The sequence below is a fragment of the Undibacterium sp. GW821-FHT11B02 genome (assembly GCF_058808955.1).
In genome coordinates this window covers 637167-652113 of sequence record NZ_JBXASD010000002.1, presented here as the reverse complement: position 1 = coordinate 652113, position 14947 = coordinate 637167, and the positions used below count along the sequence as shown (strand labels likewise).

Here is a 14947-nt window from a genome sequence, read left to right as displayed (position 1 = left end):
ACGAACGACACAGCAGTGACTCAAGTGTCCCAAATCCAGTTGAATGACACCATCGTTGGTAACCTGGTTGACAGCTATCAGGCTGCGAACACCACTACCCACATCGAACGCCTGACTATCCGTGCGATCGACAACGTCAACGTTGCGAACGCAACTGTTGGTGTATCTATCGATGCCGGTGCATTGACAGCGCAATCTGCACTGGACGTGACACTGGGCCGTGGCGCCAACTTCCTGAGCCTGGGTGCTGGTGCTGACCGCGTGGTATTGCTGGGTAACTATATTGCCGGTACCTATCTGACAACAGAAAACGGTGTTTCCCTCAATACCCAATCCACAGCAACTGCGGTAGCCCGTGTCGTGACAGACACCATCAACCTGGGTGCAGGTAACGATACACTGGTGACTTACGGTGCGATCAACCTGGCTGGTGCACAACTATCTGGTATCGAAAACATCACAGCGAACTCTGCTGTAGTGATTACAGCCAGCCAATACGCTGCATTAATCGCTGCGCGTGCTGCACTGAGCCTGACCGGTCCTGTACTGACGTTCTCTGGCGCAGGTCCGCATCAACTGACGATTGTTGATGATATTGCCGGTGTGAATAATATCGACCTGTCCTTTATCTCCATCACTGGCGGTACGCTGGTGTATGACGTGACTTCTTCTTCGAATGCGACTGGCGGTGGTGTGAACAACATCACTACTTCCAATGCGATTGTGGTGTCCGGTGGTGCCAGCGCGATTTCCGGCACGATAGGTACCAGCCCATCGAATGGTAATGGTCAGGCTGCCAACAGCACTGCGCTGACCGCAGGCGGGATATTCAATGGCACGGCCGGACTGAACGAAAATTTTACCGGCAATGTGGCTGCGCTGGTTGGCACAACTGTCAACGGCAATGGTAGCGATTCCGATGCCATCACCATTTCTGGCGGCGGCAGTATCGTTATTGGTAGTGGCAATACCATTACCAATATCAAGACATTGGCTACCGATAATACGGGAACCAATGTTTTCTTTAACGTGGCCACATCCGGTATTACCACCATCAATGGCGGCACTGGCAATGATAATGTTAACCTGACCAATTCTGGCAGCTCCATGCTGGCTGGTAATGTCAATTTGGGCGCGGGTAACAATACCCTGACGCTGGAAGGCAAGACTTATAGCGGCACCTTTGTTGCGGGCGCTGGCAGCGACACCTTGTTCCTGGTCAATGGCAGCAATATCAGCGCAGCCAATGTCAGTGGCTTTGAAACTGTCAATATCGCCAATAATGCATCTGTCACCATGACAGCGGCACAATATAGCGGCTTTACCACCGTCACTGCCGCTGCAACAGAGACAGTCAACTTCACGACTGCAGGTACTATCGCAGGTAATGCGAATGTAGAAAACTATGTGCTGGCCAACGGCAGCAATACCTTTACCGCAGCGACCGGCCTGGTATCGGTGACTGGTGGTACGGGCAACGACACCATCAATGCCAGTTCAGCCATCATCGCTGCTTCCACGGCTATCAATGGTGGTGCTGGTACAGATACGCTGAATGTCGGTGCTGTGACTGCAGCCCTCGACATGTCGGCCAAAGTCAGCGGTGTAGAAGTCGTGAATGTCACTGGCGGCACGACACCAACCTGGACCGTAACGAATGAGAATGGCGCAGGCGTCACCCTGAACTTCACCAAATCTGCTGCTACTGCCATCAATAACATCACACTCGGCTCTGGTGGCCAAACCCTGAATATCCTGGGTACGGGTACAGGTGCAAGCACTATCACTGGCGGTTCTGGAGTCGATATCATTAATCTGTCAGCCACGGCAACTGGTGCAGATGTCATTGTGGCTGGCTCGAACATCAATGCCATCGACACCGTCAATAATTTCAAGGCAGCTGGTGCTGACAGTTTTGGTACCGGGATTATCGCCACTTCGCTGTATAACCTGACCATCGCCAATGCCGACACCAGCAACCTGGCGGCAGCGATTGCCACGGCAGCAACAGCTGCGGGTGCGGGCCTTGCGACCACAGGCCAGGCTTATACCATCGTCGTCAATAGCGGTACTGCAGCAGGCACCTATGCTTTCCAGAATTCGGGCAGTAGTGCAACGGCGGTTGATGGCAGCGATTTCCTGATCAAGCTTGGTGGCACTACAGGCGCTATCTTTGTTAATGATTTTGGTATTGCCAATGCCGTTGGTGTCACTGCGGGCGGCACGTTCAATGGCACATCTGGTGCCAATGACATCTTCATGTCCAGCATCCCTAACCTCAATGGCACAACCATCGCTGGTAATGCTGCCGATACCGATGTGCTGACCCTGACCACGGCTGGCACTGTCACCCTCAATAATGGCAGCACAGGCGGCACCATCAGCAATATCAAGGTCCTGAACCTGGCTGATGGCACCAATACCATCACCTACAACACTTCAGCAGGCTTCACCACCATCAATGGCGGTAGTGGTGATGATACTTTCATCCCCAACACAGCCTTGTTGCCCATTGTTGTCAATGGTGGCCTGGGTACCGACACCATTGTGCTGTCGGCTGCGTATGCTGCCACGGCTTCCGGTTCGGGTACTTTTGCCGCCAATGTCACCGGCTTTGAGAAATTGCGCCTCACCGGTGTGACCAACCAGACCATAGACTTGCAGGTCCTCGGTAACTATAGCGACGTCACTTTCTCTGGCGCGAATGGACTGACATTGAGCAATTTGCCCAGCAATGGCAACGTCACGCTGAATGGCGCGGGCACGGCCTTTACCATTTCCAATGCCGCCTTTGCAGGTGGCGTCAATGATATCGTCAACCTGACGCTGACTGACGGCAGTACTTCTGGCGTTGCTTTTGCGGCTACCGGTATTACTGCATCCGGTGTAGAGACTGTCAATATCAGTGTCAACGACACCCAGGCCACGCCCACCGGTGCTTTTAATGACAACATGACCTGGCTGGGTAATTCGGTCAAGACCTTTAACGTGAGTGGCAATGCTGGCCTGACTCTGTCTTCATCCAGCACCTCGCTGACGACCGTTGATGCCAGCGGCATTACCCTGGGGGGCTTTACCTGGACAGCCAGTGCCCTGACAGGTACAGCCACCGTCAAAGGTAGTGCTATCGGTACCAACACGGTTAATATGAATTCTGCTACGGCGGGAGTTAACTACACCGGTGGAAGTGGTAACGACAACATCACGATCAACGCCACTGTTTCCAGCACGGCAGCATTGGGCAACGGCAATAATAGCCTGGCCCTCAATGGCGTGACCATCCTTGGTACTTATACTGGTGGCACGGGCACAGATAGCCTGGCGTTCTTCTCATCGACACCGGATATCAGCAATGCCACGATCACAGGTTTTGAAAATCTGACAGTGACCAATAATGCCAACATCACCGCAACGATAGCCCAGATGTCGCAATTTACCGGCACCGTCAATGCAGCAGGAACAGAAACACTGAACCTGACGACGGCTGGTACTTTCAATGCCTTCAGCACGATAGAAAAGTACAACCTCGCCAATGGCACCAACAATTTCACCTCAGCCAATGTGGCCGTCAGTGTCATTGGTGGTACAGGTGCTGACACCTTTAACTTTACTGCCAACCAGATTATCAATTTCCTGACTACGGTGGATGGTGGCAACGGTACAGATACACTCAATATCGGTGCGACCACAACCCAGAACATCGATCTGAGTACCAAGGTCGCCAATATGGAAATCATCAACGTGGCAGGTAGTACAGGCACAGCCAGCCTCACTAACGTGAATGGTGCAGGTGTCACGCTGAACTATACCAAGAGCACTGGCGACAACACCATTACCCTGGGTACGGGTGGCCAGACCCTGAACCTGCTGGGTTCCAGTTCTGCATCAACCACTATCACTGGCGGCGCTGCTGTCGATACCATTAACCTGCAGACCGCAGGTTCAGGCTCGGAAACTTTGATCGAAACCGGTGCCAATATGTCGAACAGGACTCAGGTTGACGTGGTCGGTAATTTCAATGCGACTGGTACGGATTTTTTCAAGACAGGTGTCAATGCGGCGAGTGTCGGCTCCTATATCATCGGCAATGCAACGACAGCGAACTACCTGGCCACCATCACAGCTGGTTTGTCCGTCGTTCTCAATAACACTGGTCAGGCTTACCTGATCACGATACAGACAGGGTCAGCAGCAGGTACTTATCTGTTCCAGAACACCGGTTCCGATACTGCCAACTTCGACAGTACCGACTTCTTTGTACAATTGACGGGTACTGTCGGTACTATTAGCAGTGGCAATCTGATTGCGTAAGGAATAGTATTATCACCAAGGTGGCTGTCACCATCTTGAAAGCGCCAGCGCTGCTGGCCTTGTTATTCTTTTAAACGTATATTCATGCTACGAACAGAATAGTGTTTAGAAAAAAGAACGGCCCGGTCACAATGTTGATTGGGCCGTTTTTCTTTTTGGAAAGCGATGAGCTCGCCTCGTGTTCGATGCTGGAGCTGGAGGGGGAGTAACAGAGGAAGACAATGGAGCAAACAAACGAATAGGCATGCAATCATGCAGAGAGAACATCTGATCAAGAAATGATGTGTAGCTAAACTAAACAAGGGCTATGGAAGGCTTCTTATTTGGAGAGTTTTTGAGTGCAGCCGGGAAGAGAGGGGAGACTTGTACAATTTTTGGGGCCCGGAGATGTACCTTAACCGGTAAATTTGTAATAGCCGCTATCTGAATTGCCTACCTGATTTTACGCCGCGTACATAAAAAACAAAGCTTTGAATTCTGACAGACTGGCTGTGCCATGGAACATGGCGGAAAAAGGGCGGAAAAAAAAGAGTTACTGGCTTGGGCAAGTAACTCTTTCCTAAATTTGGCTCCCCGACCTGGACTCGAACCAGGGACCTGCGGATTAACAGTCCGTCGCTCTACCGACTGAGCTATCAGGGAATAGAAGATTTGATCACCTTCGTTAAACTTTTTTGTAGTGATTTTTTATTAAGTTCACTACTTACTTCAAATTCTGTGGCTCCCCGACCTGGACTCGAACCAGGGACCTGCGGATTAACAGTCCGTCGCTCTACCGACTGAGCTATCAGGGAACAGAGACAAAGATTATATTCATTGGACCCATCTTTGTCAACACTCTAGCCAGATTGAATTACAAAACCTGGGTAATCGCTGCTATGACATTGTCGATATTTTTGCTGTTGAGAGCGGCTACACAGATGCGTCCGGTATCAACGGCATAGATGGAATTCTTGTCACGTAACTGGCCAACCTGTTCTTTTGTTAAGCCAGAATATGAGAACATGCCACGCTGCTGGATAACGAAGTCAAAGTTGTGACCAGGTGCTTTTTCCTTGAGTTTGCTGACGAAGGCATTGCGCATTTCACGTATACGTACTCGCATGCCGGCCAGTTCTTCTTCCCACAACTGGCGCAGTTCTGGCGTTGCCAGCACGGTTGCCACGACCTGACCACCATGGGTAGGCGGGTTGGAGTAGTTGGTGCGGATCACACGTTTCAATTGCGACATGATGCGGGCAGCTTCTTCTGCACTGGATGCGGCGATGCTCAGGGCACCGACACGTTCGCCATACAGCGAGAAAGACTTGGAGAAGGAATTGGAGACGAACAAGGCACCACCAGCTTCTGCAAAGCGGCGTACGACCTTGCCATCGGCTTCAATACCGTCGCCAAAGCCCTGGTAAGCCATGTCCAGGAAAGGAACGAGGTTGCGTTGGCTGACGACTTCAATCACTTGTGTCCACTGATCATCAGTCAAGTCGGCACCGGTTGGGTTGTGGCAGCAGGCGTGTAACAGGACGATGGAGCCTTCAGACATGGATTTCAATGCGGCCAGCATGCCAGCGAAGTTGACACCACGGGTGCTTGCATCGTAATACGGATAAGAATTGACCTTGAAACCGGCTGATTCAAAGAGGGCGCGGTGATTTTCCCAGCTTGGATCGCTGATCCAGACTTCAGAATTTGGGCTGAAACGCTGCAAAAAGTCAGCACCCAGCTTCAGGGCACCTGTGCCGCCGATGGCTTGGGCGGTGATTGCGCGCTTTTCCTTGACGACATCGCTGTCAGCACCAAATACCAGTTCTTGCACTGCTTTATCATAGGCAGCCAGGCCTTCGATAGGCAGGTAGGTGCGTGGGGCGAATTTTTCCATCAAAATGGCTTCAGCTTTTTTGACGCATTCCAGCAATGGAACCTTGCCATTATCGTCATAGTATACGCCTACACCCAGGTTGACCTTGGCAGGATTCTGGTCAGCGTTAAAGGCTTCAGTGATGCCCAGGATAGGGTCGCGGGGGGCCATTTCTATGGCAGAAAACAGGGGGGAAGAAGCAGGAGCAGTCATCGTGATAATATTGAAAGAGTTGTCGTTGCCGACAGTAAAGGTTGGAATGAGGCAGATTGCATAGTACAGCCACCTATTTTAGCAAAGGTAATAGCATCATGGCGGTAGCACCAGTTAATTCAGTGGCTTTGTCAGAACAGCTGGACGAAGCAAAATTTATCAGTTTTCCTGATTCTCCTTATCAGTTGTATCAAATGTTCCAGCCGGCGGGTGATCAGCCAGCGGCAATTGCGCAATTGGTTGAGGGAATCAGTGACGGTTTGTTTTTTCAGACGTTGCTGGGGGTGACGGGGTCGGGTAAGACCTATACGATGGCGAATGTCATCGCCAGAACCGGCAGGCCAGCGATTATTTTTGCACCTAATAAAACCCTGGCGGCACAGTTGTACAGTGAGTTCAGGGAATTCTTTCCACGCAATGCGGTAGAGTATTTTGTCAGTTATTACGATTACTATCAACCAGAAGCGTATGTTCCGCAGCGCGATTTGTTCATTGAGAAAGATTCTGCCATCAATGAACATATAGAACAGATGCGTCTGTCCTGTACCAAATCGCTGATGGAAAGACGGGATGTCATCATCGTGGCAACCGTGTCTGCCATCTATGGTATCGGTAACCCCAGCGAATACCATAAGATGATTTTGACGCTGCGCGCCAAGGACAAGGTCAGCCAGCGCGATGTCATCGCCCGCCTGATACAGATGCAGTACAAGCGCAATGAAGTCGATTTTGGGCGTGGTACTTTCCGTGTGCGTGGTGACACTATCGACATTTTCCCGGCAGAACATGCCGAAATGGCTGTGCGCGTGGAAATGTTTGACGATGAAATTGAAAACCTGCAATTGTTTGACCCGTTGACAGGGCGCATCAAGCAAAAGATACCGCGCTTTACGGTTTACCCAAGCTCGCACTATGTGACGCCGCGTGAAACGGTCTTGCGTGCCATTGACACCATCAAGGAAGAATTGCGTGAGCGCCTGGATTTCTTCCGGCGTGAAAACAAACTCATCGAAGAGCAGCGTATAGAGCAGCGTACCCGCTTTGACCTGGAAATGATGGCCGAGATCGGTTTTACCAAGGGTATTGAAAATTACTCGCGTCACCTGAGCGGTGCCAAGGCCGGTGAGCCGCCACCAACCCTGGTGGATTACCTGCCGGCAGATGCTTTGATGTTCCTGGATGAGTCACACGTATTGACGGGCCAGTTGAATGGCATGTACAACGGCGACAGGGCGCGCAAGACCAATCTGGTGGATTATGGTTTCCGGCTGCCATCTGCGCTGGATAACCGGCCATTGAAGTTTGCCGAATTCGAAAGCAAATTGCGTCAGACGGTGTTTGTATCGGCCACACCTGGCGATTATGAAGACAAGCATTCTGACCAAACGGTAGAGCAGGTGGTCAGGCCCACTGGCCTGGTGGATCCTGAAATTGAAGTGCGGCCAGCATTGACGCAGGTTGATGATCTGATGAACCAGATTATCGAACGTGTTAAAAAAGAAGAACGTGTACTGGTCACGACCCTGACCAAGCGCATGTCGGAACAGTTGACCGAATTCCTGGGGGAAAATGGCATCAAGGTGCGTTACTTGCATAGCGATATTGATACGGTCGAACGGGTAGAGATTATCCGTGATCTGCGTCTGGGCACCTTTGACGTGCTGGTCGGCATCAATTTGCTGCGTGAGGGGTTGGATATTCCTGAAGTGTCATTGGTGGCGATACTGGATGCAGATAAGGAGGGCTTCCTGCGTTCTGAACGCAGCCTGATCCAGACTATAGGTCGTGCAGCGCGTAATTTGCATGGCAAGGCTATCCTGTATGCTGACAAGATGACGGATTCGATGCGGCGCGCCATAGGTGAAACTGAGCGCCGTCGCAACAAACAGTTAGCCTTCAACCTGGCCAATAATATTACCCCGGTTGGTATACGCAAACAGATCAAGGACATTATCGACGGTGTCTACAACCCGCAAGAAGCGCGGGAAGAACTGGCCGTGGCGCAAGAGCAGGCACGCTATGAAGTCATGAGCGAGAAACAGATCAGCCGCGAAATCAAGCGTCTGGAAAAACTCATGCTGGATCATGCGAAAAATCTGGAGTTTGAAAAAGCTGCGCAGGTAAGGGATCAGTTAGCACATGTCAAACAGCAGTTGTTTGGGGCGGGTGGACATGATTCGCTGGAGCCGATTGTAGTCAAGTAGTGGAGCTTTGTCAGGAATAATGAGGGATTTAATTACTGTATAAGGATGTGAATTCGACATGGGAGCTCGCGACGATTTTTCTTTATCTACAAAACGTACACTTGCGGTTCGAGCTGCGCATTTTTGCTCAAATCCTTATTGCTTGAAACTCACGGCTGGGCCACATTCGGATGAAAATAAGGGTCTTTCTACGGGACATGCTGCGCACATTAATGCCGCAGCTGCCAAAGGGCCACGGTATGACGTTAGCCAGAGTCCAGTTCAACGAAAATCTATTTCAAATGGATTGTGGTTGTGTCGTGAATGTGGAGATATAGTTGATAAAGATGATTCAAAACACACAGCTGAATTGTTGCGGCAATGGAAGCATGATCATGAAACAATGATCACTGAAGTTCGTACAAAAGGTTATGCCGAAAGCATTATACTTTTACAATCTAAGCGCCAAGAACCTGTGTTAGCGAAGAGGGTAATTGCAATATTGGAAGATCGTAGAACACTTTGGCAAAGCTTTGATGCAGAATTCCCAGATAGAGTTCGAAAATCTCTTGATCTATTGCGTTCTGGATTCGTTGATTGTAGATATGAACTACAAGATGGCAGTCCATTGGATAGTATTTTATTAGCGCTAACTAAGACTATCCTTATATTCTTTAATTCCGTCGAGAGTTCCGACCTTGCCAGTTTGAAATGCAATTCGAATGATCCCGAATGGCGTCGTTTCTGTGAGGCCCTTGCGGTACTTCGAAAAGCAATTGGCCTTCAAATAAATAATTTGGCAGATGCTTACGATATTAAGTTAAGTGAGGATTTGCAGAGAATTGCTCCGCTAAAGACATAGAGTTTAATACGTAGGTTGGGCTACGTTTTATCAGCCCAACACTTGGCGGTTAAATAAGGTGTACGTTTGCTGAGGCCCAGTGTTGGGCTGGTGAAGCGAAGCCCAACCTACGAGGCTCCAACCTACAATTCTAGCTGGAACCTTGATGACTTTGAACTAGATTATTTACCACTAATACAAACCTGATTCCGCCCACCTTCCTTGGCCAGATACAACATCGCATCTGCTTTCAAAAACATTTCATTCTCGGTTTTGCAGGTGGGGAAGTCGGCGACACCGCCGCTGAAGCTGAAATGCTTATGTTCGCGGGGACTGACTTCAAAAGTGATTTTGCCGAAGGCTTCACGCATGGCATCCAGCTTTTGCTTGCCTTGTTCCAGTGTACTGTCCCAGAATACGACAACAAATTCTTCACCACCAAAGCGGCTTAACAGGTCGCGTTCACCCAGTTGTGCAGACAAGACCAAAGACAGGCGTTTGATGATGATGTCACCAAAATAATGGCCCCAGGTGTCATTGATGGTTTTGAATTTGTCTATATCGATGATGCCATAGGCCAGCGGTTTGTCTTCCCTGGTGGCGCGGCGTATCCATTCCTGGGCTTTCTTTTGCAGGCCCACCTTGTTGAGCAGGCCAGTAGCACGGTCGCGGCTGATCAGGTCTTTGCTGGCGCGGATTTTATTGATGCGGTTCAGTAACTGACGGGTCAGTACATCGGCATCATTCGGCATCAGTATTTCGTCGAAACCACTATCCAACGCACGGCGGGCGAGGGCCGGGTTCAGGCTGTTTTGCAGTAGTATGATTTCGCGGCCAGGGTCGGACTCGATGTTTCTCTTCAGCACGCGAACCAATGCCTCGGTCTGCAGGTATTGGTCTTCTTCTATCAATACCACGTCTGGTTGCACTTCTTTGACGCGCACATGCAGCGAGCGGGCGTCCTGATAATGCAGTAATTCTATCTGGTTGGCAGCCAGCAATTCTATGTCCAGCATGGGTTTGTCGCCAAGATAGACGATGGTATTCGATTCACCACGCTTGTTCTGGGCAAAAATATTGAACAGTTTATCGACCAGCACATCATTGGTAATCGGCTTTTCTGCATAGGCCAGACAATTACTGTCGACCAGTCTTTGTTGCAGCAGGAAACGTTCACCCTGGCGTACCGTTTGCAGGAAGATGTAATTTTTATCGGCAGGCAGGCGTTGCAGCAAATCACTGAGGAACATGGTTTGCCGGCGGTTATGCTGCATGTCGTCCTGCATGTTGTAAAGCACATCGAGGTCAATCACAAACAGATTGTTACCTTCAGAACTCTGCACGGCCATCACGAAATCGCTCATCTGGTCAAAGAACAGGATGTCGAAATCGTATTTGTGAGCACACAACAATAATTCGTCTTTATTGTCTTTGATGAAAAAGGTCTGTGTGAGCAGCATTACCTGATTCTTATACAATAATCCCACTTCCGCCATTTTGTCTCCATACGAGTGGTGCTGTGCTTTTGCTGTTCATGCAAGATCAATTTTATACGAGTTCTTGTCATCTCCTGAGTAAAGGCTGAGTAATTATGTCAGATAAGACAATTATGTAACGTAATGCGTGCATATAAAGCTTAATTTTTCATGAATTGTGTTTTTGGCAATAATATGTTGCCGGCAGGCCGCCTCGGTTTATCGCTCTGGAAAAGGGTTGATTTGTCAGGTAGCGAATGGGAGTGTTTTTTTGCACGATGTAGTAGCCCGTCATTACCACCTTATACTGAATTTGATCAACAATCAGTTTCCATTTATACATAATCAGGAGACATCATGGCTGCCAAAAAAATTCTTATGCTGGTGGGTGATTTTGTGGAGGATTACGAGGCCATGGTGCCTTTCCAGAGTCTGTTGGCCGTTGGGCATCAGGTTCATGCAGTTTGTCCGGACAAGAAGGCGGGGGATTTTGTTGCTACCGCCATCCATGATTTTGAAGGACAGCAAACCTATACCGAAAAACCTGGCCATCGCTTTACCATCACCCATGATTTTGCCAGTGTGAAGGCAGAGGAATATGACGGCTTGCTGATTCCAGGTGGTCGTGCACCTGAATATTTGCGTTTGAATCCACAAGTCATTGCCATCGTTCAATATTTTGCACAAGCAAACAAGCCCATCGCTGCGGTATGCCATGGTGCCCAGATTCTGGCTGCTGCCAAAGTGCTGGAAGGTGTCAAATGCTCGGCTTATCCGGCTTGCCAGCCTGAAGTCGAAGCAGCGGGTGGGCATTACGCCAATATTGCTGTGACCGAAGCGGTGACTTATAAAAACTTTGTGACTGCCCCAGCATGGCCAGCACATCCTGCCTGGATAGCCCAGTATTTGCTGTTGCTGGGAACTGAAATAAAATTGTAAATCAGGCATTGACGTATAATCATCAAGTAGACCTACTTGATGATATGCGGGAGGGATGATGTGTGAGATCTTTGTAAAAGCCGATCCGGCCCTGTACGAATCCAAGGCACGTTCGATACGCCTGCATGGCGTTGTCACTTCGATACGTCTTGAAAAACTGTTTTGGCAAGTCTTGCAGGAAATTGCCGAGCGTGACGGCATGAATATCAATCAGCTCATTACCAAGTTGTATGACGAATTGATGGCGTATCGCGGCCAGATCGACAATTTTTCATCTTTTCTGCGGGTTTGTTGTCTGCGTTACACGTCCCTGATGCTGGACGGTGAGATCGTCAACGACAAGCACTTGCCGCTGGCTGGTTTGCACAATAAAAAAAACGGAAGCAGCGGTTTCCTTATTTAAGGTTCCAGTAAAAAATGCCGGGCTTTTCAACTAAGCCCGGCATTTTTAATTGGTGCACTGCTAAAACTTAGCCTGCAGCAACACGCGCGGCAATATGCTCCAGCGCTTCTTCTACCTGATCGATCAGGATCAGGCACAGGTCGCCCGTTTCCAGTCTGTCCATCGCAAGGTCTATGGCGATAAATTCACCGGTGATTTCATCGACACGTGAAGTTTTGCTGGCATTTGCCAGACCCGCACGCAAGAGGGCGATGACTTCGCCATCGGCGCGACCACGCTGACATTGATCCTGGTACAGGACTACATCATCAAAAGCTTCACCCAGAATTTCTGTTTGCTGGCGGATATCCTGGTCACGGCGGTCACCAGCACCGCTGATGACGACTGAACGGCGTTTGGCTGGCATGGTTTCCACCGCGCGAACCAGTGCCAGAATGGCATCCGGGTTGTGGCCATAATCGGCAATCAGGGTCGCACCACGGAAATTGAAGACATTAAAGCGACCAGGCGCATTATCGGCTTCATTTGCAAAGCTTTTCAGGCCGGTACGTATGCTGTCCCAGCTAATGTTCACGGCCCAGGCAGCCGCTACGGATGCCATGACGTTTTCGACCTGAAAGCCTATGCTGCCATTGCGTGTAATGGGGATGTCGGCCAGTGGAATGCTGTGACGGGTTTTGCCTTCAGCCGCAATCAGGTGACCGTTTTCAACATACACGGCACGCTTGCCCTGGGCACGGTGGGCAGACATGACAGGGTGTTGGTGATCGGCAGCAAAGAAAATCACGGCAGAAGGGCAGTTGGACGCCATGCTGGCGACAATAGGGTCAGCTGCATTCAGTACGGCATAGCCATTGTCTGCGACGTTTTGCACAATCACACGCTTCAATACAGCCAGATCTTCGACCGTGGTGATGTAGTTCAGGCCAAGATGATCACCAGAACCGATGTTGGTGACCACCGCCACCTGACAACGGTCATACGCCAGACCTTCACGCAAGACACCACCACGGGCAGTTTCGAATACGGCAGCGTCAACATCTGGATGTGACAAGACATTGCGGGCGCTGCGTGGGCCGCTGCAATCGCCGCTGTCTATCTGGCGACCTGCAACATAGACGCCGTCGGTATTGGTCATGCCCGTGCGTAAACCGCTGGTAGTGAGCAAATGGGTGATCAGGCGTACCGTAGTGGTTTTACCGTTGGTGCCAGTGACGGCAATGATAGGGATGCGGCCATCGTCATTGTCATCAAACATGGAGTCGATGATGGCTTCACCGACCGGGCGGCCTTTGCCAAAGGATGGTGACAAATGCATGCGCAGGCCAGGTGCGGCATTGACTTCGACGATGCCGCCATTTTGCAATTCTATGGGTTTCAATACGCTGTCGCAGACCAGGTCAACACCGCAAATATCAAGGCCGACCATTTGTGCTGCAGCAACGGCACGCGCAGCGACTTCCGGATGTACATCATCGGTGACATCGGTAGCGGCACCACCTGTCGACAGGTTGGCATTGTTACGCAAGATGACGCGCTGGCCTTTGGGCGGAATCGAATCGGCAACAAAGCCCTGTTTTGCCAGGCTGGCGAGGGCAATATCGTCAAAACGTATCTTGGTCAGGGACGTGGAGTGACCACTACCCCGGCGCGGGTCTTTATTGACCTGTTCCACCAGTTCACGCACGGTTTTCTTACCGTCTCCAACCACTTGTGGCGGGTCGCGACGGGCGGCGGCGATCAGCTTGTTTCCTACCACCAGCAGACGGAAATCATTACCAGGCAAGAAGCGTTCAACCAGAATGTCATCGCGGAATTCACTGGCAGCATGGAAGCCAGCGTCCAGTTGTTCGCGCGTCGTCACATTCACAGTGACGCCTTTACCCTGATTGCCATCCTTGGGCTTGACGACCACGGGTAGACCAACTTCCAGCGCTGCTTTCCAGGCATCGTCAGGGTCGGAGACAGAACGTCCCAGCGGCACAGGTACGCCAGCAGCATGCAGCAATTTTTTAGTCAGTTCCTTGTCTTGCGCAATGGCTTCCGCAATAGCGCTGGTGCCATCCATTTCAGCGGCTTGTATCTTGCGCTGACGACTACCCCAGCCAAAGGCAACCAGGCTGCCATCAGTCAGGCGACGATAAGGGATATTGCGGGCCACGGCTGCATTCACGATAGAGCCGGTTGAAGGACCAAGACGTACGTCTTCATCCAGTTCACGCAACTGGTCCAGTGCTGCTGTCAGATCGAAGGCTTCATGTTTTAGCGCAGCCTGTATCAGTTGTTCAGCCAGTTCTATGGCCAGGCGACCAACGGCTTCTTCACTATATTCGACGACGACCTGAAATATGCCGGCTTCCAGGGTTTGCGTGGTACGGCTGAATGTGACCGGGCAGCCAGCTTCTGCCTGCAGGCCGAGGACTGTCAGTTCAAATACATGGGCCATGGGAATGGCGTCATCATGACCAGTGGGCTGCAAGATGCTCAATTCAGGGAACAAGGCACGCAAACGGTCTTCAAATCCGTTCAGGCCAGCAATTGACAGCTCTTCCTTGGTGCAGGTAACAATCGCTTCTACAGCCGTATGATGGCTCCAGAGATTGGGACCGCGCAGGGCACGGATGCGTGATACTTCCATAAAACTTAGTCCTGTTGAAAAAAGCGTCAAACGGCGGTGTGCTGCATTTCTGCATATCGACTCCTTACGAGCCTGGGATCACACCGTCA

Annotated in this window: 8 protein-coding genes and 2 tRNA genes; 5 read left to right on the top strand and 5 right to left on the bottom strand. The window is 50.7% G+C overall.

The window, feature by feature from the left end; translation table 11 throughout:
* Positions 1 to 24: 24 nt before the first annotated feature.
* Positions 25 to 4311 carry a beta strand repeat-containing protein gene (locus AC1RVX_RS06195; protein ID WP_493215688.1) on the top strand — a complete coding sequence of 1429 codons (4287 nt, stop codon included), beginning with the start codon at positions 25 to 27 and terminating at the stop codon, positions 4309 to 4311.
* Between the two features lie 566 nt (positions 4312 to 4877).
* On the opposite strand, the gene AC1RVX_RS06190 is transcribed toward AC1RVX_RS06195, so the two are convergent.
* The 3 genes from AC1RVX_RS06190 to AC1RVX_RS06180 form a co-directional block, all read right to left on the bottom strand.
* Positions 4878 to 4953, bottom strand: a tRNA-Asn gene (locus tag AC1RVX_RS06190).
* Between the two features lie 76 nt (positions 4954 to 5029).
* A tRNA-Asn gene (locus AC1RVX_RS06185) sits at positions 5030 to 5105 on the bottom strand.
* 59 nt (positions 5106 to 5164) lie between these two features.
* Positions 5165 to 6379, bottom strand: a complete 1215-nt coding sequence (locus tag AC1RVX_RS06180) for an amino acid aminotransferase (protein WP_493215687.1) — start codon at positions 6377 to 6379, stop codon at positions 5165 to 5167.
* A gap of 98 nt (positions 6380 to 6477) precedes the next feature.
* On the opposite strand from AC1RVX_RS06180, the gene uvrB reads away from it, so the two are divergent.
* Positions 6478 to 8583 (top strand): excinuclease ABC subunit UvrB, encoded by a 2106-nt coding sequence (uvrB, locus tag AC1RVX_RS06175; RefSeq protein WP_493215708.1) that lies wholly within the window; start codon positions 6478 to 6480, stop codon positions 8581 to 8583.
* 58 nt (positions 8584 to 8641) lie between these two features.
* Positions 8642 to 9424 carry a DUF6650 family protein gene (locus AC1RVX_RS06170; RefSeq protein WP_493215686.1) on the top strand — a complete coding sequence of 261 codons (783 nt, stop codon included), beginning with the start codon at positions 8642 to 8644 and terminating at the stop codon, positions 9422 to 9424.
* A 161-nt stretch (positions 9425 to 9585) separates the two neighbouring features.
* Here the strand turns inward: AC1RVX_RS06170 and AC1RVX_RS06165 are convergent, their stop codons facing one another.
* On the bottom strand, positions 9586 to 10863 hold the full coding sequence (locus tag AC1RVX_RS06165; protein ID WP_493215685.1) for a GGDEF domain-containing protein: 1278 nt from the start codon (positions 10861 to 10863) through the stop codon (positions 9586 to 9588).
* A 372-nt stretch (positions 10864 to 11235) separates the two neighbouring features.
* On the opposite strand from AC1RVX_RS06165, the gene AC1RVX_RS06160 reads away from it, so the two are divergent.
* Complete coding sequence (locus tag AC1RVX_RS06160; RefSeq protein ID WP_493215684.1) at positions 11236 to 11817, top strand: DJ-1/PfpI family protein; 582 nt, start codon at positions 11236 to 11238, stop codon at positions 11815 to 11817.
* A 58-nt stretch (positions 11818 to 11875) separates the two neighbouring features.
* Entirely contained in the window at positions 11876 to 12220 is a 345-nt protein-coding gene (locus tag AC1RVX_RS06155) for a ribbon-helix-helix domain-containing protein (RefSeq protein WP_493215707.1), read from the top strand.
* A 67-nt stretch (positions 12221 to 12287) separates the two neighbouring features.
* Here the strand turns inward: AC1RVX_RS06155 and cphA are convergent, their stop codons facing one another.
* Positions 12288 to 14858 (bottom strand): cyanophycin synthetase, encoded by a 2571-nt coding sequence (cphA, locus tag AC1RVX_RS06150; RefSeq protein WP_493215683.1) that lies wholly within the window; start codon positions 14856 to 14858, stop codon positions 12288 to 12290.
* Positions 14859 to 14947 lie beyond the last annotated feature (89 nt).

Excerpts from the sequence above, each read along its gene's own strand:
- AC1RVX_RS06180 (WP_493215687.1), bottom strand. The coding sequence starts at position 6,379 with ATGACTGCTCCTGCTTCTTCCCCCCTGTTTTCTGCCATAGAAATGGCC.
- cphA (WP_493215683.1), bottom strand. The coding sequence starts at position 14,858 with ATGGAAGTATCACGCATCCGTGCCCTGCGCGGTCCCAATCTCTGGAGC.
- uvrB (WP_493215708.1), top strand. The coding sequence starts at position 6,478 with ATGGCGGTAGCACCAGTTAATTCAGTGGCTTTGTCAGAACAGCTGGAC.
- AC1RVX_RS06155 (WP_493215707.1), top strand. The coding sequence starts at position 11,876 with ATGTGTGAGATCTTTGTAAAAGCCGATCCGGCCCTGTACGAATCCAAG.
- AC1RVX_RS06165 (WP_493215685.1), bottom strand. The coding sequence starts at position 10,863 with ATGCTGCTCACACAGACCTTTTTCATCAAAGACAATAAAGACGAATTA.
- AC1RVX_RS06170 (WP_493215686.1), top strand. The coding sequence starts at position 8,642 with ATGGGAGCTCGCGACGATTTTTCTTTATCTACAAAACGTACACTTGCG.
- AC1RVX_RS06160 (WP_493215684.1), top strand. The coding sequence starts at position 11,236 with ATGGCTGCCAAAAAAATTCTTATGCTGGTGGGTGATTTTGTGGAGGAT.